This window comes from Micromonospora sp. C81 (assembly GCF_018070425.1).
GTDB lineage: Bacteria > Actinomycetota > Actinomycetes > Mycobacteriales > Micromonosporaceae > Micromonospora > Micromonospora zamorensis.
Map to the genome: position 1 here is coordinate 72986 of NZ_JAGPXS010000018.1, position 26032 is coordinate 99017.

Genomic DNA, 26032 nt, shown 5'->3' on the forward strand with positions numbered 1-26032 from the left:
ATGACGATCGGGCGGGAGCGTTCCGGACACCCTTCCGCAAAAAATCTCGGTCAGTTTCCTCCGGCGGCACGGCGGCGGGCCTCGCGGGTCTTCATGGCGTGCTCCATCAGCGTGACGAGCACCTCCTTGCTGGACTCCCGCTGCCGGGCGTCGCAGAGCAGCACCGGCACACCCGGATCCAGGTTCAGCGCGGTCTGCACCTCGTCGAGCCGGTACGACCGGGCGCCCTCGAAGCAGTTCACCGCGACCACGAACGGCGTGCCCCGGCCCTCGAAGTAGTCGATCGACGGGAAGCAGTCGGCGAGCCTACGAGTGTCGGCCAGCACCACCGCGCCGATCGCCCCCAGTGCCAACTCGTCCCAGACGAACCAGAACCGGTCCTGGCCGGGTGTGCCGAACAGGTACAGCACCAGGTCGTCGCTGATGGTGATGCGGCCGAAGTCCATGGCCACCGTGGTGGTGGTCTTGCCTTCCACCCCGGACAGGTCGTCGATGCCGACCCCCGACTCCGTCAGCACCTCCTCGGTGCGCAACGGTCGGGTCTCGCTGACCGCGCCGACCATCGTGGTCTTACCCACGCCGAATCCACCTGCCACCAGGATCTTGATCGCGGTGGGCAGTGGGAGGGCTCCCGCAGGCCGGTCAGAGTGCCCGTAGTCCATTGATTACCGCCTCGAAGATGCTGTTGTCGGGAAGACCGGCCGTGGTCTGCGGCTCGCGGACCTGGACCAGGCTGCGGGCCGCCAGATCACCGAGGAGCACCCGAATGGTGCCCACCGGCAGGTCGAGATGAGCGGCTATCTCGGCGACGGACTGTATGCGCTGGCACAGCCCGATGATCGCCAGATGTTCCGGGCCGATACCGACCTCCGGCGTGACCTCGGCTCGGGTCGCGGTGACCAGGGAGATCAGGTCGAACGTGCCGGTGACGGGGCGGGCCCGACCGCGCGTCATGGCGTACGGGCGCACGACCGGACCCGCATGGTCGTCCACCCACTGATGGTCCGCTGCCTCACCCTGCACCGTCATGCCGCTACCTCTCGCTGGCCGGCTGCTCAGGTCCCCGGGACGGGGATGCGACGTACTTGCCGACGCGGGTGACGAGCATCGCCATCTCGTAGGCGATGAGGCCGACGTCGGCCTCATCGGTGGCCAGCACCGCCAGACAGGCGTTGCGGCCGGCCGCGGTGACGAACAGGAACGACGACTGCATCTCGATGATGGTCTGCTGCACCTGCCCGCCACCGAAGCGCTTACCGGCGCCCCGGGCCAGGCTCTGGATCCCCGCCGCCATCGCTGCGAGGTGCTCGCCGTCGTCCCGGCTCAACCCTCGGGAGGCGGCCATCAACAGGCCGTCGCTGGAGAGGGCGACCGCGTGCTCCGCCTGTTTCACCCGGCCCACCAGGTCATCCAGCAACCACGTCAGGTCGGCACTCGAAGCCGTCTTCTGGGCCACTTCGTCGTCCTCTTCTCGCCCGGCGTTGTCGCCGTACTCGTCTGGGGTTGACCGTCACGCTGCGCGGAGACCGCATCACCGGCAGCCGGTCAGGTCACGTCCGGTTCCTCGGTCGGCTCCGGCGTCGCTGCCGGTTGGGCGTCGGAGGCGCCTCCCAGCAGCCGCGCCGCGTCGGTCCGACCACGCCGCGTGCCGGTCTGGTAGGAACTCATCATCTTGCGCACCTGCTCCGGCTGGCGTACCACGTCGTCGTGGTCGCTCTCCGTCGCGGGCTCGTCGCGCAACTCCGGCGCAATGCTCGCCTGCCGGACCCGGACCGGCAGGCCCGCGTTCGTCCGGTCCGCCTCGGCACGCTCCGGTCCGGGCCTGTCGTCACCGTTAACGTCCGACTCCATGGGGTCCGTGCCGGCCGTCGGCCGGGCGCCGTTGACCGCGGGCAGGCCGGTGGGCAACGTCGGGCCCTCCAGGGCCGGCTGCCCCTGGGTACGCCGGACCCGCGTGGGCAGCTCCGGCGTCCCGGTGGCCGGCGTCCCGGTGGCCAGCGTCGTCCGCCGCCGGGTGGGCAACGCGTCCGCCTCGGCACCGTCGGCCTGATCCGTCCCGGTGGCGATCCGCGCCTCGGTCGTGACCTGCGGTGTGTCCGAGTCGGGCGTTCCCGGTGCCGTCGGCCGCGCAGCCAGCGCCAGGGTGGCCGGGCGGACACTGTCGGAGGGGGCGGTCGGCCGCGCGGGCAGCGGGATCGCCGGCGAACCGGTCCGGATCCCGCCGGAGGTCTCCGCGTCCGCGGCCTCCGGGATCAGCTCCGCCGGGATCAGCACGACGGCCGTGGTGCCGCCGTACGCCGACTCCTTGAGCCGGACCCGCACGCCGTGCCGCTCGGTCAGCCGGCTCACCACGTAGAGCCCGAGCCGCGCGGCGTTGGCGAGGTTCAGCTCCGACTGGTCGACGATGCGGTCGTTCGCGGCGGCCAGGTCGTCCTCGCTCATGCCGAGGCCCCGGTCCTCGATCTCGATGGCGAAACCGTTGGCCACCAGCTGACCGCGAACCTCCACGGTGGTGTGCGGCGGGGAGAACGAGAGACCGTTCTCGATCAACTCGGCGAGCAGGTGGATGACGTCACCGACCGCACGGCCGGCCAGCGAGACCGGGCCGAGCGGCAGCACGTTGACCCGGGTGTAGTCCTCGACCTCGGCCACCGCGCCGCGCACCACGTCGACCATCGGCACGTTGCGCCGCCAGGCCCGGCCCGGCGTCGAGCCGGAGAGGACGATCAGGTTCTCCGCGTTACGCCGCATCCGGGTGGCCAGGTGGTCGACCCGGAACAGATCCTCCAGCTCCTCCGCGTCGTGCTCGCGCCGCTCCATCGCGTCCAGCATGGTGAGCTGGCGGTGCACCAACGCCTGGGTACGCCGGGCCAGGCTGAGGAAGACCTCGCGGACGTTGCGCCGCAGCTCGGCCTGCTCGACGGCGGTACGCAGGGCGGTCTCCTGCACCGCGTTGAACGCCTTGCCGACCTGGCCGACCTCGTTGTTGCCGAAATCGAGGGGAGGCGCCTCGGTGGCCACGTCGACCTCTTCGCCGCGACCCAGGCGCTCCACCACCCGGGGCAGCCGCTCGTCGGCGAGCTGCCAGGCGGCCTGGCGCAACCGTTCCAGCTGACGCAGCAGGGCCCGGGCCGTGGTGATCGAGACGACGATGGAGGCGATGACGGCGAGCAGACCGAGGCCGGCGGCGAGCACCAGCCGGATGACAACCCAGATCGCGACCGGGGTGGCCCGCTGGACCAGCGCGTCCCCACCGACCAGCACGACGGCCTCCTGCTCCTCCAGAGCGGGAGCGAGGGCTGCCTGCCAGTCGTCGGCGGCGACCGGCAGAGGGGCGTTGGGTCGAGCGCTGGCGACCAGGCGGTCCTCAAGCGCTTGAAGCTTGGTGAAGGCCGGTCCCTCGGTCATCTGGAGGTACCGCTGGCGGTCGGCCTCGGGCAGTTCGGCCAGGGCCTCGGAGACGAGGAACCGCTGCGCGCCCACCAGGTGTGCGAACTGGGCTGCCTCCTTGTCGCTGATTCGACCCGCCGCCGCGACGCCGGCGAAGAGGGCGTCCTCCTGCGACATCAGCTCACGCACGCGGAACAGCTGAGTGAGGGTGACGGTGTCCTTGGCGATCTGCTCGTCGTCGAGCTGACCCATGGCCCCGTAGACCCGGAAGAGCCCATCGAGGACCTCGGTGTACGCCGCCGCCGCGCCAGCCCGGTCCACCGTGCCGGCGACAACGGCCTCCCGCATCTGGCCGAGCCCATCCAGCCGGGTGATCACCGCGTCGATCCGCGTGATCAGCTCGTCGCTCGACGCGAATCGGGCGCGCCAGTTGCGGGACGCCTCGGCGAAGGCGGCGGACTCCTTCTCGCTGCGCTCGTGCTGGGCCTGCAGCTGCTGCACCATGCCCGGGTCGCGGCGTCCAAGGTAGGCCACCGACAACCGGCGCTCCCGCTGGAGCTCGGTGAACAGCGATTCACTGGGTTGGGCGACCTGCGCGTCAAGCGTCTGCACACCGAGCACGTTGAACCCGTCGCGCAGGGTCACCCACGCCGCGAACGCCCAGAGCGCGGCGAGTGAGACCAGCAGGGCCACAATCTTGGTGCGCAAACTTGCACTGCGGGAAGCCATCCCACCCGTCCCTCGACCGTTTCGATTGGCTGAATGAGCCCAGCCCCCGGCCCGGCGCACGCTAGCAGTGTCCGGAATTTCACTCAAGCGATGCAGTCCAGCGGCTTGCTGGCATATGGGCGGAACCGTTCACCCGTACCGCAGCCGCCGCCCGGGCAGCCACCACCGCCGCTCGTACGATCAGTACCGGATGGTAGAGGTCCTTGTCATGCCACAGTGGACTCTCAATGGCCTCATCTTGCATTGTGGACAGACGGTGAGCAGCGGCGACCGTTGCGTCACGAGTCGTGGATGACGGCGGCACTGCCAGCAACACCAGCAGGCCGTAGGCGGTCTCCTCCGCCGTGCCCTGCCATCGTCCCCACGAACCGTCGGCCCGCTGATTCTCGAGCACCCACGAGACGGCCCGCCGCAGCGCCGCGTCGGCCGACGGACCGCCGTACTCCCGCAGTGCGAGCACCACGCAGTAGGTGGCGTAGTAGGGCGAGGCGTGCCAACGGTCCGTCCATCGACCGTCGGTGTGTTGGTGGTCGATCAGCCAGCCGGTGAGCCGGCGCAGCACCGGTGCCGCGGCCGGGTCGTCGCCGCCGAGGCATCGCCCGAACGCCTCCAACACGTGCGCGTTCGTGGTCACCGACGCGCCGTCCTCGCCCTGCCAGGTGCCGAAGTGCTCCCCGGTGTCGAACCGCCGCAGGCACGTCGGATCGGTCGGGTGACCCAGGAGGGCCAGCGTGTAGAGCGTCACCGCCGTCGTGTCGGCGTCGGTGGGCAGCCCCGGCCCGGTGGCCGCACCGTCCGGCCCAAGGGCGTCGCGCAGCCCGGTAACCAGTTGCGCCGGCGCCGTCGGGAGCACACCCGCCCGTGCCAGGGTGCTCAGCACCCACGACCGTTCGAACACGGTGATCGGTGTGGCACACGGAACCGCTCCGCCGTGCTCGCCGAGCGCCCGGGTCAGGTAGTCCAGCGCGCCGGATTGAGTACCGTCAGGGTCACCGAGCCACGCGGCGGTGGCGGCCGGCGAGGCTCCGACCGGGCCGGCGGCGGTGGCGGTGACACCTGCCGCTTGCCGGGCGGCCGGCCCGAGGATCTCCAGCGCGTGCAGCAGCTTCGGCGGAATCGGCCGACCGGATCCGACCAGCAGGCGTACCCGGTCGAGTCGCTGCCGATCCATGCCCGCGGGCATCGGCGGCGGGCCGACGCCTCGCCAGTGGGCCAACCACGTCGGCGGGTCGGCGAGGTGGTCGGCGATCCGGTCGACCATTGCCGGGACGATCAGGTCGGCGGCCGGCAGGTCCGGCACGGGACAGGTCGAGGGGCCGGCCAGCCGGTCGAACAGCAGGCGTAGCGCCCTGTCGATCGCGTCGTGCACCGCCGCCGGGGACCAGCCCACCGGCTCGTCGTTCAGCGAGGCCGCGAGCAGCCCCTCCACGGCGCTCAGGGTGGGTACCAGGGCGTACCCTTCCGGCCCGCCCCAACCTCCGTCCGGGCGCTGCCCGGCGAGCAGGTACTGGATCCGGTCGGCGTGTCGGGGCAGCCAGGGTGCCAGGGAGACCAGACGGGCAGTCTCGTACGGCGACGCGGATGTGCGACCGGACGGGTGCCGGCTCAGCTCGGCAATCAGCCCGTCGACGGCGCGTGTCGACCCGGAATCCTTCGCTCCGCCGGGGTCCCGGGTCAGTGCCTCGGTGCTCACGACACACCCCAGAAGTCGGTGCTCCGGTAGAAGCCTGTGGTGTAGCCGAGCTGTCGGGTCAGGTATGCCGCCTCCCTCGGGCAGTCGGCCCGCAACTCGCCGAGCAGGTCGGTCGCCTCAGTGACCAGGCGCGCCAATTCCTGCTCCACCACTGCCCGGTCCTCCACCAGCATGATCGCGTTCAGGTCGTCCCAGCGGAGGTCCCGCTCGTAGGTGCTCAGGTCGTTGACCAGTCGAAGAGCGCGTTGCACCGCGTCACTGGCGAGGACCAGCCGGTCGAGCCCCGCCTCCGTGTCGGCCCCGCCGGTGCGAATCCAGTGCACGACATTCACGACGGTGCAGGCCAGGTTGTCCGCGTTGTTCAGGTACTCGGTGAGGGTGGGCCGCGGCTGGAGGTTGTCCCGCATCGCCGTCTTCCACTGCCACTCCTGCCGCATCGCGTGCAGGGTCCGCCGGGCCGCCGCCCGCCACACCCCGCCCAGTTCGGCGAAGGCCGGCTCGGCGGCCAGGTCGGCGAGAAGATCGGCGAGGAGGTGACCCAGCGGGTCGTCCGTCGTCGCGGCCGCGCCGTCCGCGACGAGAAGCTGCTGGCGCACCAGTCGGTCAAGCGCATCGGCAGAGGTGGCCAGCCGGTCCACCTGCCAGTCCAGCGCGAACCCCCAGAGCACCGCCCGGTTGGTCAGACGCAGCTCGGCTGCCTCGCACCAGGGCGCGCTGAACGCGATGGCCAACGCGATGCTGCTGGTCAGAGCGCCATCGAAGGGCCCCTCGGCGAAGAGGTCCGGATGGGCGGCCAGGCACCGTTGCAGGTCACGTTGGCCCTGAGCGGCCAGGGCACAGACGCGCCCGTGCTCGGCGGCCTGCTGAAGTGCGTCCTCGACCACTTGTCGTTGTGCCACCCGCTAGGCCAGGGCCGGTTGCCGATGGGGGGTGAGCAGCAGCGGCACCCGTTCCCCTGGTCGGAGCGTCGCGGCGAGCCGCGGCGATGGCAGTCCGGGCGTGCAGAGCCGGAACCGGAAGCGGCTGAGCAGCGTCGCCATGATCAGTGGCGCCTCGACCTGGAAGAAGTACTGGCCGATGCACTGGTGGGCGCCGCCCCCGAACGGATAGTAGGCGTACCGGTGGGCGCGCCGGGGGGCGTCGGGGGCGAAGCGCTCCGGATCGAAGACCGTCGGCCGATCCCAGAAGCGTGCCAGCCGATGGGTCACGTACGGACTCAGGATGATCGTGTCACCGGCCCTGACCCGGGTGCCGCCGATGAGGTCGTCGGCGATCGCGGTCCGCGGCACCAACCAGCCGGATGGGTAGGCGCGGACGAGTTCGTCCAGCACCATCCGGGTGTAGCGCAGCTCGCCAAGCTGTCCGCGGCTGATCACGTCCCCGGGGCCGACCACACGATCAATCTCCGCGTAGAGCCGCGCGGCGACGTCGGGCAGTTGCTCCAGCAGCGGGAAGATCCAGGTGAGCGCCGTGTAGGTGGTCTCGGTGGCGGTCACGAAGATCGACACCAGATCGTCGCGTACCCGCTGGTCGTCGACCTTGTGGCCGTGCGCGTCACGGCCCCGGGCCAGCGACGCGACGAAGTCGTCGCCTCCGTCGTCGCGGGATCGCTCGGCACGGACCAACGGCAGCATAATGCTGTCGATGTTCCGGACCGCCCGCCGCAGTGCGCGGTCGCCGGGCATCGGCACGGCGTCCGGCAGGAACGGGATGAGCAGCCGGAAGCGCAGTGCGGTCGCCACGGTGTTCTGTTCCGCGACGATCCGCACACCGTCGGCGACGGAGATCTTGTCGCCGAAGAAGACCCGGATGACGGCCTGGCAGATGATCCTCGAGATCTCGCTGGCCGCGTCGACCGGTTCGCCGTTTCGCGCCGGGACGTTCAACTCGTCGACCGCATCGCTGATCGCCCGGCTCAGACCGTCCACCACCGAGTCGATCCGCTTCGCGGTGAAGTGCGGCTGGAGCCGTCGGCGACTCGCCTCCCAGTCCGGGCCTTCGGCGAGGATGCCGTCACCGGCGATCTTCTTGACCGACTTCCACAACATGCCGTCGCCGGCCCGCGTGTAGTTGGCGGCGTTGTCGCGCAGCACGTGCTGGACGTGTGCGGGCTCGACGACCAGGTACGGCCGGATAGTGCCCAGGTTGAGTTTGACGACCTGCCCGGGCGACGCGTCGGCAAGCCCGACCAACGTGCCCAGTGGGTCTCGGAGCAGCTTGGGAAAGGTGCGTCGCAGGGTGGCGACGTGCGGCTGGCGGTACGCGGGGGCGGTCGACTCAGCCATCTTTCACCTGCACGGATCCGTCCTTTCCGGCGGCACAGCGGGTTGCGCTCCGTGCTGCCTTGTTGATGGCGCGTGACCATCCGGGCGAGCATCCCATTCATGAAACTGCTTTGCCATGGGACAGATCTGGAGAATTTCTCGCGTTGAGGGGACGACAGCCGTGCCGGATCCGGGCCGCGTGGCCGACTCAAAAGATTGCGCAGGTGAAGCCCCACGTCGGGCGGCATGCGGGCCGACCTGGGGATGGGCGTGAAAAAGGCCACATTGACATGTTGCTGCCAGTATGGGCGGAGTCACCGATCGTGGTCTGACCCCACTATCGGCACACGAAGCCAGGCGCGTCGTGGGGCGCTGTGCCAGGCTCAGGAGCATGGACGACAAGACCATCCTGAACCGGATCTCCGAACTGGTCGACGAGGAACACAAGCTGCGCGCGGACGCCCAGGCCCACGAGGCGGGCACCGAGGGCGAGGCCAGCGAGCGACTGCGCGCCCTGGAGGAATCCCTCGACCAGTGCTGGGACCTGCTGCGCCGTCGGCGGGCCGCCCGGGAGACCCACGGCGACCCGGACGCACAAGGCGAACGCCCCAAGCCCGAGGTGGAGCGCTACCTGCAATGACCGACCCGGCGGGTCGGGCGGTCCGACCGCCCGACCCGCTCTGATCAGCGGATGCCCGCCTCACGCAGCAACTCCCCGGTCAACGTGCCCGGGTCGACCTGCTCGGCGGGCAGCCCACGGGCCGCGAACCAGGTGCCGACCACCCGCACATCGCGGGCCAGGAACTCCGGCCCCTGCGGGTTCGCCACCACGTCGACCACCTGCGGCAGGTCGATAACGACCAGCCGCCCCCGGTGCACGAGCAGGTTGTACGGCGACAGGTCGCCGTGCGCGTAACCGGCCCGGGCCAGCACCCGCAGCGCCTCCACCATCTGGGCCCACAGGTCGCGCAGCTCGGTCGGGCCGGGTCGCAGCTGGGCCAGCCGGGGCGCCGCCTCCCCCGACTCGGCGTCGCCGACGAACTCCAACATCAGCTCGGTGCCCCGCAGCTGCACCGGGTACGGCACGGCGATCCGGTCGTGCCCGGCACCGATCTCCCAGAGCCGGGCCAGGGCGTCGAACTCGGCCGCGGCCCACTGCCCGGCGATCATCTGTCGGCCGAACGCCGTCCGGCCGGCCATCGCCCGGTTCTCCCGGGACCGGCGCACACGGCGGCCCTCCAGATAGCCGGCGTCCCGGTGGAACAGCCGGTGCTCGGGGTCACGGTAGCGTTTGACCGCCAGCAGGCACGACCGGTCGGTGTCGGGCACCGCTCGGCGCACCAGGTGGACGTCCGCCTCCTTGCCGGTCTTGAGCACACCCAGCTCGGTGTCCCGGGCGGCCAGCTCGGTGACCAGCCATTCCGGGTGCGGCTCGGGCCCGTGCACGGCGTCGTCCCAGGACGACCAACGCTCGCCGGTGTCCGGGTCAGGTTCGGTGTCGGGGTCCGCGGGCGGCTCGGTGGGCCGCCCGCGCTTCAGAAACTGTGATTCGTCGTCGTCAAAGCGGCTCTTGCCGCGGCTCCGGCGCTCAAGCGCCGGAAAGTCGTGATCGCGCACTGTGGTGAGGTTCCCTTGGTCGAGGCTGAGATAGGCAGCTGGAAGCGACCTGCGAAGACGGCCATGACCGACCTCCTCTCCACGACCGGGCCCACGCCCGGGATGCACGATGCGCTGACAATGCTCGCGGCCCCACGGCAGCCGGTCAACCGAATTACCGAGCCGCCGTCGCGCGGTCGGACCAAGATCCACGCAACATCCCTGATGATGCTGCCTCGTGGCGCGCGGAGGCAGCATCATCAGGGAAACTGTGCGGATCATGGCGCGACGCAAGGCGGCGCAGACGGCGCGGACGGCGTGACGCGGCGCGCTGCGGGCGTCAGCGAGCCAGGACTGTGGCGACCGCGGCGATCAACCCGTCCACCGTGTGGCTCGGCGCGAACCGGCCGTCGGTCCAGGTGCGCCCCCGGTGCAGCCAGACGCTGGGCAGCCCGACGGCGGCGGCACCGCCGATGTCCGCCTCCGGGCTGTCGCCGACCACCCAGGCGCCCCGCAGCGGCATCCGGACCCGCTGGGCGGCGAGCGCGAAGATCCGCGGGTTGGGCTTGCTGACGCCGGCTTCCTCGGAGATCACCCAGTCCGCGACGTACTGGTCCAGGCCGGTCCGGCGAATCTTGGCGTCCTCGACGCGTACCGTGCCGTTGCAGACCACCACCGGCACCCAACCGGCGTCGTCGGCGATCCGCAGCGCGCAGGCGGTCAGCGGGTCGAGCCGGGTCTGCGCCACCACCCCGTCGTGCAGCTCCTCCACCAGGTCGATCGAGGGGATGCGCAGCTCGTAGCGGTCCCGGATGGCGTCGGCGAGATCCCAGCGGTCGGTCAGACCGTCGGCGTCGATCGAGAGCAGCCAGTCGATGTCGGTGTGGGGCGCGCCGATGCCGTCCAGGAAGCGCTCACCCCAGCGGCGGAACGGCCCGGCCCGATCCAGCAGGGTGTTGTCCAGGTCCAGCAGGAGCAGTGGCACTCGGGCACCCTACGGGACCGACGTGTTCGCCAACAGGTCCGGCGGGTATCCACCTGACGACGGGTTCAGCCGGACATCGACACCCGGGTGCCGCCCTGGTTCGGCAGGCGATCGGCGAGCATCGAATGGGCCGCCCGGGTGGCCGCGAGCACGGCGGGATCCAGGGTCGCCACCAGCACCTCCGTGCCGTCGTCGGCGCCCCGGGCCAGCACCCGGCCCTGCGGGTCGTAGATCGCCGCGCCGCCGTTGAACCGCCACGGGTCGACGCCGCCGACCGCGTTGGCGAAGGCCACGAACATGGTGTTGTCCAGGGCTCGCGCGGCGTAGTAGAGGTCCCGGCGGTGCTCGGAGCCGGCCAGGTATCCGCTGGGGCACAGGTAGCCGTGCGCGCCGTCGAGGGCGGCGGCCCGGCCGTGTTCCGGGAAACAGCCGTCGTAGCAGATGCCCAGCCCGAGCCGCCAGTCGTCGACGAGCAGCGTGGCACCCCGGTCGCCCGCGCTGAACAGCTCCCGTTCGTCGCCCCAGAGCTGCTGCTTGTCGTACCCGATCCGCACCGCGCCGGTCCGGTCGATGACCAGCGCGGCAATGGTCCGCCGGCCGTCCGGGTGTCGGGCTGCGGCGCCGACCAGCGCGGTGACACCGGCCTCGCGCGCCGCGGCGCGCAGCGGGTCGAGCCGGGAATCCGCGACCGCACCGGCCGGGTCGGCCGCGACGTCCGTGCCGACCGGGTCGGCGGCAAGGCTCGGCGGGTGGTACGCGCAGAGGAACAGCTCCGGCAGGACGGCCACCCGGGCGCCCTGGTCACCGGCTCGGCGAACCAGGTCGGCGGCGGTGACCGCGTTGCCGGCGACGTCACCCGGCGTCGGGGTGGCCTGAACGGTGGCCACGGTCAGCGGGGCGGTGGGCACGGTCTGCGGCGGGGTCACCAGGCGAGGGTAGTCGGCGATATCCCAAGCCGTACGTACGGTTTGCATGCCCTGGGTTGACCTGCGACGATCGACGCGTGCCCAGAGTAAGCCAGGACCAGCTCGACGCGCGTCGGCGGGAGATCCTCGCCGCTGCCCGGGCGTGTTTCGCCCGGCTCGGCTACGAGGGGGCGACCGTACGCCGCCTCGAGGAGGCCACCGGCCTGTCCCGCGGCGCCATCTTCCACCACTTCCGGGACAAGGACTCGCTCTTCCTGGCCGTCGCCGAGGACGACGCCGCGGCCATGGTCGAGACGGTGGCCCGCAACGGCCTGGTGCAGGTGATGCGCGACCTGCTCGCCCGCGCCGTCTCACCGGACACCACCGGTTGGCTGGGCAGCCAACTGGAGGTCTCCCGCCGCCTGCGCACCGACCCGGCGTTCGCCCGTCGATGGGCCGAGCGGTCCGCCGCTATCGCCGAGGCGACCCGGGACCGGCTGGCCCGCCAACGCGACGCCGGGGTGCTGCGCGAAGACGTCCCCATCGACGTGCTGGCCCAGTTCCTGGAGCTGGCCTACGACGGCCTGGTGCTGCACCTGGCCATGGGCCGACCGGCCGGTGACCTGGGCCCGGTGCTCGACCTGGTCGAGGAGGCGGTCCGCCGCCACTGACCGCCCGTACACCCGACTGCCGACCGTGGCGAGGCTGCTCCACAATGGGGCCGCGCATCCCTCCGGTGACAGGAGCAGTCGATGATCGTCCACGCCGCGTCCGGCGACACCTGGGGCATCTCCGGCCCGACCTTCCTCCGGTACTACCTGGTGGCAGCCGCTCTGGTGGTGGCCGTCGCGGTGTACCACCGGGTCCGTCTGGCGGCCGCGTCGACCGCTGCCATGACCGCCGATCCACTCGGGCCGCAGCAGGTCGCGTACCTCAACGGTGGACCCCGACTCGCCGTACACGCCGCACTCGGCGGACTGCGCGGCAGCGGCGCGATCGGCGTGCGGCCGGACCGTCGACTGACCACCAGCGGGGTCGCGCCGACCGGGCTCACCCCACTGGACCAGGCCGTCCACTGGGCCGCCCATCAGCACGCCCGGGTCGGGGACCTGCCGCAGGACGAGCGCGTACGTGCCGCGCTGCACCAGATCCGCAACGGCCTGGAGCAGCGGGGCCTGCTGACCGACGACGCGCAACGCGCGCGTGCCCGCTTCTGGACCACGATCCTGATCGCTCTGCTGGGCCTCGGCGTGCTCCGGTTGGTCTCCGGTCTGTTCAGCGGTCGCCCGGTCGGTTACCTGCTGCTGACCCTTGTTGCGCTCCTGATCGTCACCTTGGTGCTGCGCCGGGCGCCCGTGCTCACCCGGGCCGGTCGGTCCACGCTGCGCGGTGTACGCCGCGAACACACCCACCTCGCTCCGGCCTCCACGCCGTCCTACGCCACCTACGGAGCTGGCGGCGCGGCGATGGGCGTGGCTCTGTACGGCACCGCCTCACTCTGGGCGCTCGACCCCGGCTTCGCCGAGCAGGCCGAGATCCAGCGCCAGGCCGCCTCCGGCAGCGGCTGGACGGGCGGCTCCGACGGATCGTCCGGAGGCGACAGCTCCGGTGGAGACGGCGGCAGCTCCTGCGGCGGTGGTGGCGGCTGCGGCGGTGGCGGGGGGTGCGGCGGATGACCGGCCCGTCCGGAGTTGGCATCGGCTGGCGTCCGGAGATCGCCGGCTTCGTGGCCGAGCTCCCCGGCCTGCGCTTCGTGGAGGTGGTGGCCGAGGGGGTGCCCTCGTCCGGGCCGCTCCCGCCGGGTCTTGCGCAGCTGCGGGAGCGCGGCGTGACTGTCGTACCCCATGGGGTACGGCTCTCCCTCGGCGGCGCCGAGCCGGTCGATCCGGCCCGCGTCGCCCACCTGGCCGCTGTGGCGCAGCAGGTCGACGCCCCGCTGGTCAGCGAGCACATCGCGTTCGTCCGAGCCGGCGGCCTGGAGGCCGGGCATCTGCTCCCGTTGCCGCGCAGCCGGGAGGCGGTCGACGCGGTCTGCGCCAACGTGGCGCGGGCGCAGGCCGAACTGCCGGTGCCGATCGCGCTGGAACCGATCGCCGCGTTGGTCGAGTGGCCCGACGACGAGCTGGACGAGGCGGACTTCCTCACCGAGATCCTCGACCGGACCGGCGCACTGTTGCTGCTGGACGTGGCGAACGTGCACGCCAACGCCCGCAACCGGGGCACCGACCCGCTCGCGTTGCTGGACCGTCTGCCGCTGGAGCGGGTCACGTACGTCCACGTGGCCGGCGGCGCCGACCACGGCGGTTTCTACCACGACACCCACACCGATCCGGTGCCAGCGGCGGTGCTGGAGCTGGTCGGCGCGCTCTGCGCTCGACAGCGTCCGCCGGCGCTGCTGCTGGAACGGGACGGCCACTACCCACCGGCAGCCGAGCTGCGCGCCGAACTGGACGCCCTGGCCGTCGCCGCGGGCTTCCCGGCCGTGACATGACCGAGCCGCGCGACGACAGCGGCAGGCGGCCGTCCGGCGATGTCGGCGGGCTCGCCGAGCGACAGGCGGAACTGGTCGCGACGCTGGTCGCCGGAGGGCCACCGCCGCCGGGGTTCGCACCGGCCCAACTGGCCGCCACCCGGGCGGCCCTGAGACGCAAACGTGCCGGCGAGGTGGCCCGACACTGGCCACTGCTCGCCGCCGGCCTCGGCGCCGCGTGGTCGTCGACCTTCGCCGGCTGGGCAGCCGGGCGACCAACCGCCGGGTCGTTGCGCGACGGTTGGGACCTGGCCCGTGCGATGCGCGAACAGGGTGCGCTGCCCCCGGCCGCCGCCGAGGAACTGGCCGTCCGGGAGGCGCGCCTGCACTACGACGGGCTCGGGGCGCCACGTCCGCGCCGGATGCCGGCCGTGGGCCGCGCCGGCGGCGCCGTGGCGGTGCAGATCGCCGGCCGGGTACGTCTGCTGCGCCCCGCCTCGCGTCCACCCGCAGTTGGTGGCGACGGTGTGTCGGATGCGGCAGGATCGACCTTATGGATCTAGGCCTGACCGACCATGTGTACGTCCTCACCGGTGCCTCTCGCGGCCTGGGCTTCGCGACCGCGCAGTGCCTGGTCGCCGACGGGGCACGGGTGGTCCTGTCGGCACGGGACCCGGACGCCGTGGCCGCCGCCGCGCAGCAGCTCGGCGGTCCCGAGCATGCCGTCGGGCTGACCGCCGACCTGGCCGACCCGGAGACCCCGGAGCAGCTCGTCGCCGCCGCCCGGGAGCACTTCGGCCGGCTCGACGGCGCGCTGATCTCGGTCGGCGGGCCACCGGCGGGCAAGGCCGCCGCGATCAACGACGAGCAGTGGCGGCAGTCCTTCGAGACCGTCTTCCTGGGCACGATCCGCGCGGTGCGTACGGTCGCCGCCGCGCTGCCCGAGGGCGGTGCGATCGGGCTGGTGCTCTCCACCTCGGCCCGGGGCCCGGTGCCCGGCCTCGGCATCTCCAACGGTCTGCGGCCCGGCCTGGTCGGGGCGGCGAAGGACATCGCCGACGACTACGGCCCGCGTGGCGTACGAGTGGTCGGGCTGCTGCCGGGCCGGATCCTGACCGACCGCAACCGGGAGCTCTTCGCCGCGACCGGCGACCCGGAACGCGCCCGCACCGAGGCGGAGGCCGCCATCCCGCTGCGTCGCCTCGGCGATCCCGCCGAGTTCGGCCGGGTGGCCGCGTTCGTGCTCTCCCCCGCCGCGAGCTACCTCACCGGGATCACCCTCCCGGTCGACGGCGGCGCGCTGCGCGGGCTGTGACCCCCGCCGGGGGCCGACCTGGCCGTACCGTGACGCCGCCCGAGCGGGCCCAGCCCGACCACCCGGCCGTTGATCGACTCGGCCTTCAGGAAACCGGGCGGTCGATGCGGCCAGGACACCCCGACTTCCAGGAACCCGAGTCGATCAACGCGAGGCACACCGGACGGCCGGAACCCGGGGACCTGGCCGATCGTCACCCGACGGCGACGCCCGACACGGCCCAGCCGACCCAGGCAGAGCTGACGACGCCCGGCACGGCCCAGCCGACCCAGGCAGAGCTGACGACGCCCGACACGGCCCAGCCGACCCAGGCAGAGCTGACGACGCCCGGGACAGCCCAGCCGACCCGGGCGGAGCTCGGGGCGGCCCCGACGACTCGTCCGACCCGGGCGGAGCTGGCGGCGGCCGCTGACCGGACCATCCCCGACGTCCTCGCGCCGGGGTTGGCGGTGCTCTTCGTCGGCATCAACCCCGGCCTCTGGTCGGCCGCAACCGGCTGGCACTTCGCCAGACCCGGCAACCGGTTCTGGCCCGCGCTGCACCGGGGTGGGTTCACCCCCCGGCTGCTGCACCCCAGCGAACAGGACGAGCTGCCCGCACTCGGGCTCGGCATCACCAACATGGCCGCCCGGGCCAGTGCCCGCGCGGACGAGCTGAGCAGCGAGGAACTCCTCGACGGTGCCGCGATCCTGACCGACAAGGTGGGCCGCTACCAGCCGCGTTGGGTGGCGGTGGTGGGGGTGACCGCGTACCGGATCGGTTTTCAGCGGCCGAAAGCCACCTTCGGGCCGCAGCCGGAGTCACTGGCCGGCGCCCGGCTGTGGGTGCTGCCCAACCCGAGCGGCCTGAACGCGCACTTCACCCCGGTCACGCTGGGTGTGGCGTTCGCCGAGCTGCGAGTGGCGACCGGCCTGCCCGAACGGCGCTGACCGCGACGGACCTCGGCCCGGTGCCCGCGGGACGTCAGTTGGCCGCGGCGGGCGGCAGCACCTCGTCGGCGCGGTAGGTGCCCAGCGGCATGACCACCGGCTCGGGCCCGGTCGCGTCGACGAACGGGGTGGGCGAGTCGGCGACCGCGAACTGGGTGCGGTACAGCTCGGCGTAGAGCCCGCCGACCGCTACCAACTCGTCGTGCCGCCCCCGCTCGACGATCCGGCCGCCGTCGAGGACGAGGATCTGGTCGGCGTCGCGCACGGTGGAGAGCCGGTGTGCGATCACCAGGGCGGTCCGCCCGGTCAACGCCACCGACAACGCCCGTTGCACCGCCGCCTCGCTCTCCGAATCCAGGTGGGCGGTCGCCTCGTCGAGGATCACGATCGACGGCGCCTTGAGCAGCAGCCGGGCAATCGCGATGCGCTGCTTCTCGCCGCCGGAGAACCGGTAGCCGCGTTCCCCGACGGTGGTGTCCAGCCCGTCGGGCAGCGCCCGGACCAGGTCGGCCACCTGCGCGCCGGCCAGCGCGGCCCAGATCTCGTCGTCGGTGGCGTCGGGCTTGGCGTAGCGCAGGTTCTCGGCGATCGTCTCGTGGAACAGGTGCGAATCCTGGGTGACGACACCGATCTCGTCCCGCAGGGAGGCGAGCGTCGCGTCGCGTACGTCCACCCCACCGACCAGCACCTGGCCGTCGGTGACGTCGTAGATCCGGGAGATCAGCATCGACAGGGTCGACTTGCCGGCGCCGGACGGGCCGACCAGCGCGACCATCTGCCCCGGCTCCACGCTGAACGAAACTCCCTTGAGCACCGGCTCGTTGACAGTCCGGTCCAGTGTGGCGACCTCCTCGAGGGAGGCGAGGGAGACCTCGGCGGCGCTCGGGTAGCGGAACCGCACGTCGCGGAAGTCGACCCGGCCGGTGCCCCGGGGCACCGGCACCGCGTCGGGCTTCTCCACGATGCCCGGTTTGAGGTCGAGCACCTCGAAGACCCGGTCGAAGGAGACCAGGGCGCTCATCACGTCGACCCGGACGTTGGACAGCGCGGTGAGCGGGCCGTACAGGCGGGTGAGCAGCAACGCGAGCGTCACGACGGTGCCCGCGCTGACGCCGCCGGTCACCGCCAACCAGCCACCGAGACCGTAGGTGAGCGCCTGCGCCAGCGAGGCGACCAGCAGCATCGCCACGAAGAACGTGCGGGAGTACATCGCGGACTGGATGCCGATGTCGCGGACCCGCTCGGCCCGGCCGGCGAACCGGCCGGCCTCGATCTCGGGCTGACCGAAGAGCTTCACCAGCAGCGCGCCGGCCACCCCGAACCGCTCGGTCATGGTCGCGTTCATCTTGGCGTCGAGGTTGTACGCCTCGCGGGTGATGTCGGCCAGCCGCCGACCGACCCGGCGGGCCGGAATGATGAAGATGGGCAGCAGCACCAGTGACAGCGCGGTGATCTGCCAGGAGAGGGTGAACATCACCGCCGCGGTGAGCACCAGTTGGATGACGTTGCTGACCACACCGGACAGGGTGGAGGTGAACGCCCGCTGGGCGCCGAGCACGTCGTTGTTGAGCCTGCTGACCAGGGCGCCGGTCTGGGTACGGGTGAAGAACTGCAACGGCATCCGCTGCACGTGGTCGTAGACCCGGGTGCGGAGGTTGAAGATGATGCCCTCGCCGATCCGCGCCGAATACCACCGCTGGGCCAGGGAGAGCAGCGCGTCGGCGACCGCCAGCGCGGCGATGAACAGGGCAAGCCGCACCACGAGCCGGCCGGCCTCGGTGCCACCCCGGTTGATCGCGTTGATCACGTCACCGGCCAGCACGGGGGTGGCCACGCCGATGATGGCGGCCAGCACCACGGTGGCCAGGAAGACGATGATGTCGCGCCGGTAGGGCTGGGCGAAGGCGACGATGCGGCGGGCCACCCCGTGCTTCAGTCGGTGGGTGGAGACCTCGTCCCGGTTGCGCATCGACCGGAGCATGCTCCACCCGGCCATGCCACCTCCGGACATCGGGTTGGACATCGCTCACCTCCGGGTCGTCGGGCAGACCGCGCCGTCAGGTCAATTCTCCCGACGACTGTGACAACCTCGGTCGTAACCCGGATCTTCCCGTGCGGTCCTTACCTATTCTCCCCGGCCGGCCAGGTCGCGCAGCCGACGGGTCTGCGCCTCGCGCTCGGCGCGCTGCTGGTCGGCGTGCGACCGGCCGGCCGCACCGGCGAGCAACGCCTTGATCTCCACCACCGCGTCGCGGGCCCCGGAGAGCAGGCCAGCGGTCAGGTCCTGGACCGCGCCGTCCAGCTCGGCTGGTGGCACCACCAGATTGGCCAGCCCGATCCGGTCCGCCTCGGCGGCATCCAACCGGCGGCCGGTGGCGCAGATCTCCAGCGCCCGCGCGTAACCGACCAGCTCGACGAGCCGTTTGGTGCCGGCCAGGTCGGGCACCAGGCCGAGGGTCACCTCGGCCATCGACAGTTTCGCGTCAGCGGCGAGGACACGCAGGTCACAGGCGAGGGCGAGCTGGAAGCCCGCACCGATCGCATGACCCTGCACGGCCGCCACGGAGATGACGTCCGGCCGGTGCAGCCAGGTGAAGCCGCACTGGAACTCCGCGATGCGCTCGGCGCACTCCTGCTCGGGCAGCGTGGCCAGCTCCGCGAACGAGCCCGGGCCGGACGCGCCAGCCACCGCGAGGTCGAGGCCGGCGGAGAACGCACGCCCCTCGCCCCGGACCACCACCACCCGCACGTCGCCGGGCAGGTCGCGGGAGAAGTCGCTCATCGCCTGCCACATGGCCGGCGTCTGAGCATTGAGCACGTCGGGCCGGCACAACGTCACCGTGGCGACCGGCCCGTCGCAAGTCAGCCGGACCCCGGTCGCCTCGGCGGTCACCGGACGGCCCGGGGAGCGGCGGTGCTGGACGACGCTGAGTGGCGGGTCACGCCTTCTTGCGGCGCCGGGCACCACCGCGCTGACGCAGCTGCACCCCGGACTCGGTGAGTACTCGATGGATGAACCCGTAGGAACGGCCGGTCGAGGCCGCCAACGCGCGGATGCTCTCCCCCGAGGTGTACCGCTTTACCAGGTCCTTGGCGAGCGTCTGACGCTCGGCTCCGACGATCCGGCGACCCTTCTCAGTGCTGGTGGCTGTGCCAGTGGCTGCCATGCTGTGTCCTCACGTCCCAGACTGTGCGGTTCGGATACGGTCCCACCTATTAGACCGCCTCGAACGATCATGCGCCAGATATCAACTCTTCGCCAACCGACACGCTATGCAATGTCAGCTTCCCGATAGAGTGATCCTGGCGATCGGCCCCCGCGCTGCCTCCGGGCGTACCACCGCGGCACGGTGGCGCCTGCCGACGACCCGTAGCCTTCGGTCGTGATCGACCTGTTGAGCACCGCGGGCGGAGCAGCAGTCGTCTTCGCCGCGACCGACATCGACGACATCGTCATCCTGACCCTGTTCTTCGTCGCGGCGCGCACCACCGGTCGACCCCGCCCTTGGCAGATTGTCGCTGGTCAATACCTCGGAATCGGTGCGCTCGCGCTGGCCAGCGCGGTGGTCGCGGCGGGGTTGCTGGTCGTGCCGGACCCGTGGACGGGGCTGCTCGGCCTGCTGCCGATCGCGCTGGGCGTACGCGCGCTGCGCGCCTCCGACGACGACGTCACCCCCGCGGTCGTCACCGGAACGCTCGGTGTGGCCGGGGTGACGATCGCGAACGGCGCCGACAACGTGGCCGTCTACGTACCCGTATTCCGGGCCCTCGGCGCGGCCGACAGCGCGGTGTTCCTCCTGGTCTTCGTGCTGCTCATCGCGCTGTGGTGTGCCGCCGGCGCCTGGCTGGGCGGGCACCCCCGGGTGGTCCGGCTGGTCGAACGCGCCGGCCACTGGCTGGTGCCGACCATCTTCATCGGCATCGGCGTGCTGATCCTGGTCAGCTCCGGTGTGCTCGGCCGGCTGGTCGACCTGCTCGGCTGAGGACGGCCCGGTCGACCGCCCGCAGGACGCGACGGCAGGGCCGGCGGCAGGCCGGGCCGGTCAGGCCAGCTCGACCAGTTCGAGCAGGTCGTCGCTCCAGGCGTCCTCATCGCCGTCGGGCAGCAGGATCGCGCGGTCCGGCTTGAGCGCGAGCACCGCGCCCGGGTCGTGGGTGACCAGGACGATCGCACCCGGGTAGTTGGCGATCGCGTCGAGCACCTGCTCCCGGCTGACCGGGTCGAGGTTGTTCGTCGGCTCGTCGAGCAGCAGCACGTTGGCGCCGGAACAGACCAGGGTGGACAGCGCCAGCCGGGTCTTCTCGCCACCGGACAGCACCCCGGCCGGCTTGTTCACGTCGTCACCGGAGAAGAGGAACGCACCGAGGATCTTGCGCAGGTCGGTGTCGGACTGCTCGACGGCGGCGGCGCGCATGTTCTCCAGGACCGTCCGCTCCACGTCCAGCGTCTCGTGCTCCTGGGCGTAGTAGCCAAGCCGCAGGCCGTGACCCGCGTGCACCTCGCCGGTGTCTGGGCTGAGCAGACCGCCGAGCATCCGCAGCAGGGTCGTCTTGCCGGCGCCGTTGAGCCCCAGGATGGCCACCCGGGAGCCGCGGTCGACCGCGACGTTGACGTCGGTGAAGATCTCCAGCGAGCCGTACGACTTGGACAGGCCGGTCGCGGTGAGCGGGGTCTTGCCGCACGGCGCGGGGCTGGGGAATCGCACCTTGGCCACCCGGTCGGAGACCCGCACCTCCTCCAGGCCGGAGATCAGCTTTTCGGCACGGCGGGCCATGTTCTGCGCGGCCACGGTCTTGGTGGCCTTCGCCCGCATCTTGTCGGCCTGCGCCATCAGGGCGCCGGCCTTCTTCTCCGCGTTGGCCCGCTCCCGGCGTCGGCGACGCTCGTCGGTCTCGCGTGCCTCCAGGTACGCCTTCCAGCCCAGGTTGTAGACGTCGATGACCGACCGGGTGGCGTCGAGGAACCACACCTTGTTGACCACCGACTCCAGCAGGGCGCCGTCGTGGGAGATCACGATCAGGCCGCCCTTGTGGTTGGCGAGGAAGCCGCGCAGCCAGGTGATCGAGTCGGCGTCGAGGTGGTTGGTCGGCTCGTCGAGCAGCAGGATGCCCCCGCCGTTCTCGCCCGCGTCGCGGAACAGGATCCGGGCCAGCTCGATGCGGCGGCGCTGACCACCGGAGAGGGTGCCGATGGTCTGCGCGAGAGCCCGGTCCGGGAGGCCGAGGTTGGCGCAGATCCGGGCGGCTTCGGCCTCGGCCGCGTACCCGCCCAGGGCGGCGAACTGGTCCTCCAGCGCGCCGTAGCGACGGACCAACTTGTCGCTGGCGTCTTCGGCGAGGCGAGCCTCGACCTCCTGCATCTGCGACATCAGGACGTCCAGGCCGCGTGCGGAGAGCACCCGGTCGCGACCGGTCGCCTCCAGGTCGCCGGTGCGCGGGTCCTGCGGGAGGTAGCCGATGGCACTGCGCTGGTCGATCTGGCCGCCGTACGGCTGACCCTCGCCGGCGAGCACCTTCAGCGTCGTGGTCTTGCCGGCGCCGTTGCGACCGACCAGGCCGATCCGGTCACCGGGCTGTACGCGCAGCGTGGTGTCGGACAGCAGGATCCGGGAACCGGCACGCAGTTCCAGGCCGGTGGCAGTGATCATGTTTTCGGGCTCGCTCTCGGGGTCTGGAAGGCTGACTCGGGGCACGCGAAACGGCCGGCGGGCTCAAGGGGCCCGACGGCGCGGGGCGGTTCAGCCTTCGCAGCGCAGCACCCGACAAGTGTACCGGGCGTCGCTGGGCGGACCGCCCGGATTACCGATCAAGATCATCGGGTACCGGAAGCGCTGTCCGGACCCGGTCCGGCATTTACAGGACAGAACGACATTCAGACGACATTCACCGGCATACGGCGATCGGGGTCAGCATGGAACTCAACGAGCGGGCCGAGCTCGACACCTCCCAGGTCAACGACCGGGGTCGGGGCGGTGGAGGGGGCGGTGGCCTCGGCATTCCACTTCCCGGCGGCGGTGGTCGCGGCGGGCTGATCGGCATCGTGGTGGCTGTGCTGGTCGCACTGCTCGGCGGCGGGTTCGGCCTGAACGCGATGACAAACGGCGACGAGGGCGGGCAGGCCGGCGGCACCGACCTGGAGCAGCTGTGCTCCACCAAGAACCCCGACCGCTTCGACGACCTGCGCTGCCGCAACCTGGCCTACGTCAACAGCATCCAGGGCTACTGGCAGGAGGCGTACCCGGAGTTGGGTAAGGGCAAGTACGAGCCGACCGACACCAACTACTTCCAGGCCGCCGTGAACACCGGCTGCGGTCAGGCCGACTCGGGCGTCGGCCCGTTCTACTGCCCCGCCGACCGGCAGGTCTACATCGACCTGGCCTTCTACGAGGAGCTGGCCTCCCGGTTCGGCGCCAAGGGCGAGTTCGCCCAGCCCTACGTGCTCGCTCACGAGTACGGCCACCACGTCCAGAACCTGCTCGGCACCAACGAGAAGGCCGGCCAGGGCGACCAGAGCGGCCCCCGCTCCGCGTCCGTGCGGCTGGAGTTGCAGGCCGACTGCTACGCCGGCGCCTGGGCCAAGCACGCCACCGAGACCAAGGACAAGACCGGCCAGGAACCGCTGTTCAAGTCGATCACCCCGGGCGACATCACCGAGGCGCTGAAGGCCGCCGAGGCGATCGGCGACGACAGCATCCAGGAACGCTCCGGCGGGCAGGTCAACCCGGACTCGTTCACCCACGGCACCTCTGCGCAGCGGCAGCGCTGGTTCCAGCAGGGCCACGACAGCGGTGACCCGAAGACCTGCGATACCTTCGGCACCGACCAGCTCTGACACTGGCCCCGGTCGCCGTTCGCGTCGATCATGGAGTTGTGGTGCCCGATATGGGCGGACGAGCGACCTTCGTCCACCCCCACAACTCCATGATCGACGCGCGGGGGGCGCGGGCGGGGGGCTCGGCGCGGGGCTGGGTCAGTTCAGCCTCGAGACCTGGTAGTGCGCGATGAGCCAGTCGTCGTCGATCCGCCGCAGCAGTACGCCCAGGTGGACCGTCAGCGCCGGACGGTCGGTGAAGCCGAACTCCACCTCCAGGTAGCCGAGGACCAGGTCGTCGGCGAGACGCCGGGTCTCCCGGATCTCATAGGCGGCGGTCAGGCCGAGCGGCTGGGCGGCGTAGTACGCGGCAACCCCGGCACGGCCGACGGCGTACGGGTGCAGCCCCTGGAAGATCGCGTCTTCGGTGAAGTACGACGCGACCCGGTCCGGTTCGTGGGCGTCGACCGCCGACTTCCACCGGTCGAGGACGGTACGCAGGATCTGCGCGTCGGACATGATGCTCTCCCTGAGGTGTTGCGGCCACGGGTTACCGGGGCGATGCGCCCATCCTCGGACCGTCAGCACATCAGCAGACCAGGAACGCCGGTTTCCCTCCGTCGAGCGCCGAGGTCAGTCGGGTGCCGGGTCGCGCAACCTGATCCGCACCGCACGAGCCGCGGCGACCGCTGCGACGAGCACCGCGTGCCGAGGCTCCGGCACGTCGAGCAACCGCTCGGCCCGCAGCGGCACGAGCGGAGCCAACCGCCGATCGGCCAGCACAGTGTCCACCGCTTTCCGGTCGCCGCCGCAGACCATCGCCGTCAGCGCCGCCGCCTCCGGCAACAGCAGGCGTACGGCCAGGTCCGCCGCATCACCCAGCGCCGCCTTGGCCTGGTTGTCGCGACGCCGGGCGAACCGGTGCTGGGACCATCCCCCAGCCGCGGTGCGCCCCTGCACGTAGCGGGTGTCCACCTTGGAGATGACAAGGTCGGCGCCCTCGGCCACGCCGACGGCCACCGCGCCCTTGCGGGCCAGCAGCAGGCCGATCCGGCGGGGCGTCACGGCGGCGGCCACGAACCCGGGAACGTCACCGCTGACCGGCGCGCCGGGTGGGGCGTACAGCTCGGCGGTGGCCCCGTCCGCGGCGGTGAGCAGCAGGCCGTACTCCCGCTCGGTCGTGGTGTGCGGGCCGTGCCGGTCGGCGAAGCCCTCGACCCAGCGCCCGACGCGGGCCGGGTCGACCTCCACCCACCGGCCTCCCCCGGCTGCGGGTCGACTGGTCACCGCCCGACCGTACGGCACGACAACGCGGATCGGGCGGTCGGGCGCGGCGCTCAGCCCGGCAGCAGCGCGACCACCGCCAGCGCGGCGATGAGCGCGCTGGAGACCAGCCCGGTAATCAGCCGCCCGCGCGGCCCGGTCAGGGCCCGCCCGACCATCGTGCCGCCGCCCGCGACGAGCAGCTGCCAGCTCGCCGACGCCAGGAACACACCGGCCACGAACAGCGCCGCCGCGCCCGGGTCCGCGTCGGCGGTGTCCCGCCGACCGAGCACCAGCGCGCTGAAGTAGAGCACCGTCATCGGGTTCAGCAGGGTCAACCCGAGCAGCGCCGCGTAGGCCCGCCCGGGCGTGCTCAGACCCCGCCCGACGGGTGCCGTCGGCGTCCGCCGCGAGCGGTGGGCGGACCAGGTCCGCCACAGACCGTGCGCGGCGAGACCGAGCAGGACGACGGCGGCGACCACCCGCAACGGCCCGGCGACCGGCGCGATGATCCCGGCCAGGCTGGCACCCCCGAGCGCGGCGGCCGCCGCGTAGAGCCCGTCGGCCGTCGCCACCGCGAGCGCCGCGGCCGCACCGACCCGAAACGAGGTACGCGCACTCAGGCCCAGAATCAGGATCGCGATCGCGCCGACGGGGATGGCGACGCCGTAGCCGGCCACCAGACCGGCCAGGAACGCCCCGCTCACGGACGTCGGTGTCGGGTCGAGGCCCGTCCCCGGACCGGCCGCTGTCGACGCACGGCGGTGGCCGCACGGACAGGGACCTGCATGGGGTACGCCTCAATCACACGCGCATCCTGCGCGCCGAACCCACGCCCGCGCCACCGGATTTCCGCGCCCCCGCGCCCTCGCGCCCTCGCGCCCTGCCGCCCCACGTCCCCGCGCCGTGCACCCCTCACCCCGCACCCTGCGCCGTGCCGGCGCTGTCCCAAGCCCATCCCGCGGGCGGCCGACCAAGATTCGTGCAACTTCGGGGATGTTGCTGCCTCCGAGACGCCGGAGGCAGCACTATCGCTGATGTTGCGCGGACCTTGCCGGGTGGAACGGCGCGGCGCACGCGCGGCAGGGGCGGAACGCGTCGAGCGCGACGCCCCGCAGGGCATCGCGCTCGACGGGCAGAGCCGACCGGAGTCGGCTCAGACGTTGAAGCCGAGGGAACGGAGCTGGTCCCGACCCTCGTCAGTGATCTTGTCCGGGCCCCACGGCGGGAGCCACACCCAGTTGATCCGGATGTCGTTGACCAGGCCGCCACCCGGGCCGGTGGTCAGCGCCTGCCGGGTCTGGTCCTCGATCACGTCGGTCAACGGGCAGGCCGCCGAGGTGAGCGTCATGTCCAGGGTGGCGACGTTCTCGTCGTCGACGTGCACGCCGTATACCAGACCCAGGTCGACGACGTTGATCCCGAGTTCCGGGTCGACGACGTCCTTCATGGCCTCTTCGATGTCGGCGATCATGGCCTTGCTGACGCCGGCCGTCGGTGCGTCGCCGGCCTCCGGCGTCGCGGTGGCGTCGGTCGTCACGGAGTCGACCTGCGACGCCGCGGCGGCGTCACCGGCCTCCGGCGTCGCTTCGGTAGCCGTGTTCTCGCTCATGCCGTCCCTCCGCTTCGCTCCGTGACGCCGACAGGCGCCACGGTGCTGCAACAATGATTGGCTCGCTGAC

The 26032-nt window shown here is 71.9% G+C and carries 27 protein-coding genes; 9 read left to right on the top strand and 18 right to left on the bottom strand.

Annotated features, from left to right (window positions below; genetic code table 11):
- Window positions 1-50: 50 nt before the first annotated feature.
- The 7 genes from KBX46_RS25475 to KBX46_RS25505 form a co-directional block, all read right to left on the bottom strand.
- Entirely contained in the window at window positions 51-662 is a 612-nt protein-coding gene (locus KBX46_RS25475) for an ATP/GTP-binding protein (protein ID WP_210794344.1), read from the bottom strand.
- Window positions 643-1029: a DUF742 domain-containing protein gene (locus KBX46_RS25480; protein WP_088949212.1), complete on the bottom strand. Its 387-nt coding sequence runs from the start codon at window positions 1027-1029 to the stop codon at window positions 643-645. Before KBX46_RS25480 ends, KBX46_RS25475 begins: the two co-directional genes overlap by 20 nt.
- A 4-nt stretch (window positions 1030-1033) precedes the next feature.
- The gene (locus KBX46_RS25485; RefSeq protein ID WP_141910413.1) at window positions 1034-1456 is read right to left on the bottom strand and encodes a roadblock/LC7 domain-containing protein; all 423 of its coding nucleotides are present in this window, start codon (window positions 1454-1456) and stop codon (window positions 1034-1036) included.
- A gap of 89 nt (window positions 1457-1545) precedes the next feature.
- Complete coding sequence (locus KBX46_RS25490; RefSeq protein WP_210794345.1) at window positions 1546-4119, bottom strand: nitrate- and nitrite sensing domain-containing protein; 2574 nt, start codon at window positions 4117-4119, stop codon at window positions 1546-1548.
- A gap of 79 nt (window positions 4120-4198) precedes the next feature.
- Window positions 4199-5812: a prenyltransferase/squalene oxidase repeat-containing protein gene (locus KBX46_RS25495; RefSeq protein ID WP_210794346.1), complete on the bottom strand. Its 1614-nt coding sequence runs from the start codon at window positions 5810-5812 to the stop codon at window positions 4199-4201.
- A complete protein-coding gene (locus tag KBX46_RS25500; protein ID WP_308159691.1) occupies window positions 5809-6711 on the bottom strand; it encodes a terpene synthase in 903 nt (300 codons plus the stop codon). The genes KBX46_RS25495 and KBX46_RS25500 overlap by 4 nt, the downstream gene beginning before the upstream one ends.
- Window positions 6712-6714: 3 nt before the next feature.
- Window positions 6715-8097: a cytochrome P450 gene (locus tag KBX46_RS25505; RefSeq protein ID WP_210794347.1), complete on the bottom strand. Its 1383-nt coding sequence runs from the start codon at window positions 8095-8097 to the stop codon at window positions 6715-6717.
- Window positions 8098-8467: 370 nt separating this feature from the next.
- Between KBX46_RS25505 and KBX46_RS25510 the strand changes: the two genes are divergently transcribed.
- Window positions 8468-8716, top strand: coding sequence for a DUF2630 family protein (locus tag KBX46_RS25510; RefSeq protein ID WP_088949218.1), 249 nt, complete (start codon window positions 8468-8470; stop codon window positions 8714-8716).
- Between the two features lie 44 nt (window positions 8717-8760).
- Here KBX46_RS25510 and KBX46_RS25515 read toward each other — a convergent pair whose 3' ends face one another.
- The 3 genes from KBX46_RS25515 to KBX46_RS25525 form a co-directional block, all read right to left on the bottom strand.
- A complete protein-coding gene (locus tag KBX46_RS25515; protein ID WP_210794348.1) occupies window positions 8761-9693 on the bottom strand; it encodes a serine protein kinase RIO in 933 nt (310 codons plus the stop codon).
- Window positions 9694-10012: 319 nt separating this feature from the next.
- Entirely contained in the window at window positions 10013-10657 is a 645-nt protein-coding gene (locus tag KBX46_RS25520) for an HAD family hydrolase (RefSeq protein WP_088949220.1), read from the bottom strand.
- Between the two features lie 65 nt (window positions 10658-10722).
- A complete protein-coding gene (locus KBX46_RS25525) occupies window positions 10723-11583 on the bottom strand; it encodes a carbon-nitrogen hydrolase family protein (RefSeq protein ID WP_308159692.1) in 861 nt (286 codons plus the stop codon).
- Between the two features lie 77 nt (window positions 11584-11660).
- Between KBX46_RS25525 and KBX46_RS25530 the strand changes: the two genes are divergently transcribed.
- The 6 genes from KBX46_RS25530 (at window position 11661) to mug (ending at window position 16276) form a co-directional block, all read left to right on the top strand.
- Window positions 11661-12233, top strand: a complete 573-nt coding sequence (locus KBX46_RS25530; protein ID WP_088949222.1) for a TetR/AcrR family transcriptional regulator — start codon at window positions 11661-11663, stop codon at window positions 12231-12233.
- 81 nt (window positions 12234-12314) lie between these two features.
- On the top strand, window positions 12315-13238 hold the full coding sequence (locus KBX46_RS25535; protein ID WP_210794350.1) for a TIGR04222 domain-containing membrane protein: 924 nt from the start codon (window positions 12315-12317) through the stop codon (window positions 13236-13238).
- Window positions 13235-14053: a DUF692 domain-containing protein gene (locus KBX46_RS25540; protein WP_210794351.1), complete on the top strand. Its 819-nt coding sequence runs from the start codon at window positions 13235-13237 to the stop codon at window positions 14051-14053. Before KBX46_RS25535 ends, KBX46_RS25540 begins: the two co-directional genes overlap by 4 nt.
- Window positions 14050-14595, top strand: coding sequence for a hypothetical protein (locus KBX46_RS25545; RefSeq protein WP_210794352.1), 546 nt, complete (start codon window positions 14050-14052; stop codon window positions 14593-14595). The genes KBX46_RS25540 and KBX46_RS25545 overlap by 4 nt, the downstream gene beginning before the upstream one ends.
- Window positions 14586-15347 (top strand): SDR family oxidoreductase, encoded by a 762-nt coding sequence (locus KBX46_RS25550; RefSeq protein WP_210794353.1) that lies wholly within the window; start codon window positions 14586-14588, stop codon window positions 15345-15347. Before KBX46_RS25545 ends, KBX46_RS25550 begins: the two co-directional genes overlap by 10 nt.
- Before the next feature lie 317 nt (window positions 15348-15664).
- Window positions 15665-16276: a G/U mismatch-specific DNA glycosylase gene (gene mug / locus KBX46_RS25555; protein ID WP_247668180.1), complete on the top strand. Its 612-nt coding sequence runs from the start codon at window positions 15665-15667 to the stop codon at window positions 16274-16276.
- Window positions 16277-16310: 34 nt separating this feature from the next.
- On the opposite strand, the gene KBX46_RS25560 is transcribed toward mug, so the two are convergent.
- The 3 genes from KBX46_RS25560 to KBX46_RS25570 all read right to left on the bottom strand — a co-directional run bounded on the left by KBX46_RS25560 (window position 16311) and on the right by KBX46_RS25570 (window position 19443).
- Window positions 16311-18287, bottom strand: coding sequence for an ABC transporter ATP-binding protein (locus KBX46_RS25560; protein ID WP_172862217.1), 1977 nt, complete (start codon window positions 18285-18287; stop codon window positions 16311-16313).
- A gap of 114 nt (window positions 18288-18401) precedes the next feature.
- Entirely contained in the window at window positions 18402-19169 is a 768-nt protein-coding gene (locus KBX46_RS25565) for an enoyl-CoA hydratase/isomerase family protein (RefSeq protein WP_210794354.1), read from the bottom strand.
- Between the two features lie 46 nt (window positions 19170-19215).
- Entirely contained in the window at window positions 19216-19443 is a 228-nt protein-coding gene (locus tag KBX46_RS25570; RefSeq protein WP_007462679.1) for a helix-turn-helix domain-containing protein, read from the bottom strand.
- Between the two features lie 216 nt (window positions 19444-19659).
- Here KBX46_RS25570 and KBX46_RS25575 point away from each other — a divergent pair, with 216 nt between their 5' ends.
- Entirely contained in the window at window positions 19660-20259 is a 600-nt protein-coding gene (locus tag KBX46_RS25575) for a cadmium resistance transporter (RefSeq protein WP_210794355.1), read from the top strand.
- A 60-nt stretch (window positions 20260-20319) separates the two neighbouring features.
- Here the strand turns inward: KBX46_RS25575 and KBX46_RS25580 are convergent, their stop codons facing one another.
- Entirely contained in the window at window positions 20320-21924 is a 1605-nt protein-coding gene (locus KBX46_RS25580; protein WP_088949228.1) for an ABC-F family ATP-binding cassette domain-containing protein, read from the bottom strand.
- A gap of 263 nt (window positions 21925-22187) precedes the next feature.
- On the opposite strand from KBX46_RS25580, the gene KBX46_RS25585 reads away from it, so the two are divergent.
- Window positions 22188-23108 carry a neutral zinc metallopeptidase gene (locus KBX46_RS25585; protein ID WP_210794356.1) on the top strand — a complete coding sequence of 307 codons (921 nt, stop codon included), beginning with the start codon at window positions 22188-22190 and terminating at the stop codon, window positions 23106-23108.
- A gap of 138 nt (window positions 23109-23246) precedes the next feature.
- Here KBX46_RS25585 and KBX46_RS25590 read toward each other — a convergent pair whose 3' ends face one another.
- The 4 genes from KBX46_RS25590 to KBX46_RS25605 all read right to left on the bottom strand — a co-directional run bounded on the left by KBX46_RS25590 (window position 23247) and on the right by KBX46_RS25605 (window position 25962).
- Window positions 23247-23606, bottom strand: coding sequence for an SgcJ/EcaC family oxidoreductase (locus KBX46_RS25590; RefSeq protein ID WP_088949230.1), 360 nt, complete (start codon window positions 23604-23606; stop codon window positions 23247-23249).
- A gap of 114 nt (window positions 23607-23720) precedes the next feature.
- Window positions 23721-24374, bottom strand: a complete 654-nt coding sequence (locus KBX46_RS25595; protein WP_210794357.1) for an acVLRF1 family peptidyl-tRNA hydrolase — start codon at window positions 24372-24374, stop codon at window positions 23721-23723.
- A gap of 50 nt (window positions 24375-24424) precedes the next feature.
- Window positions 24425-25057, bottom strand: a complete 633-nt coding sequence (locus tag KBX46_RS25600; protein ID WP_210794358.1) for a LysE family transporter — start codon at window positions 25055-25057, stop codon at window positions 24425-24427.
- Between the two features lie 449 nt (window positions 25058-25506).
- Entirely contained in the window at window positions 25507-25962 is a 456-nt protein-coding gene (locus KBX46_RS25605; RefSeq protein ID WP_210794359.1) for a metal-sulfur cluster assembly factor, read from the bottom strand.
- Window positions 25963-26032 lie beyond the last annotated feature (70 nt).

What these genes read in the sequence shown, in the direction of transcription:
- KBX46_RS25580 (WP_088949228.1), bottom strand. Translation starts at nt 21,924, where the DNA reads ATGATCACTGCCACCGGCCTGGAACTGCGTGCCGGTTCCCGGATCCTG.
- KBX46_RS25505 (WP_210794347.1), bottom strand. Translation starts at nt 8,097, where the DNA reads ATGGCTGAGTCGACCGCCCCCGCGTACCGCCAGCCGCACGTCGCCACC.
- KBX46_RS25490 (WP_210794345.1), bottom strand. Translation starts at nt 4,119, where the DNA reads ATGGCTTCCCGCAGTGCAAGTTTGCGCACCAAGATTGTGGCCCTGCTG.
- KBX46_RS25480 (WP_088949212.1), bottom strand. Translation starts at nt 1,029, where the DNA reads ATGACGGTGCAGGGTGAGGCAGCGGACCATCAGTGGGTGGACGACCAT.
- KBX46_RS25540 (WP_210794351.1), top strand. Translation starts at nt 13,235, where the DNA reads ATGACCGGCCCGTCCGGAGTTGGCATCGGCTGGCGTCCGGAGATCGCC.
- KBX46_RS25535 (WP_210794350.1), top strand. Translation starts at nt 12,315, where the DNA reads ATGATCGTCCACGCCGCGTCCGGCGACACCTGGGGCATCTCCGGCCCG.
- KBX46_RS25550 (WP_210794353.1), top strand. Translation starts at nt 14,586, where the DNA reads ATGGATCTAGGCCTGACCGACCATGTGTACGTCCTCACCGGTGCCTCT.
- KBX46_RS25560 (WP_172862217.1), bottom strand. Translation starts at nt 18,287, where the DNA reads ATGTCCGGAGGTGGCATGGCCGGGTGGAGCATGCTCCGGTCGATGCGC.
- KBX46_RS25570 (WP_007462679.1), bottom strand. Translation starts at nt 19,443, where the DNA reads ATGGCAGCCACTGGCACAGCCACCAGCACTGAGAAGGGTCGCCGGATC.
- KBX46_RS25590 (WP_088949230.1), bottom strand. Translation starts at nt 23,606, where the DNA reads ATGTCCGACGCGCAGATCCTGCGTACCGTCCTCGACCGGTGGAAGTCG.
- KBX46_RS25585 (WP_210794356.1), top strand. Translation starts at nt 22,188, where the DNA reads ATGGAACTCAACGAGCGGGCCGAGCTCGACACCTCCCAGGTCAACGAC.
- KBX46_RS25475 (WP_210794344.1), bottom strand. Translation starts at nt 662, where the DNA reads ATGGACTACGGGCACTCTGACCGGCCTGCGGGAGCCCTCCCACTGCCC.
- KBX46_RS25545 (WP_210794352.1), top strand. Translation starts at nt 14,050, where the DNA reads ATGACCGAGCCGCGCGACGACAGCGGCAGGCGGCCGTCCGGCGATGTC.
- KBX46_RS25510 (WP_088949218.1), top strand. Translation starts at nt 8,468, where the DNA reads ATGGACGACAAGACCATCCTGAACCGGATCTCCGAACTGGTCGACGAG.
- KBX46_RS25605 (WP_210794359.1), bottom strand. Translation starts at nt 25,962, where the DNA reads ATGAGCGAGAACACGGCTACCGAAGCGACGCCGGAGGCCGGTGACGCC.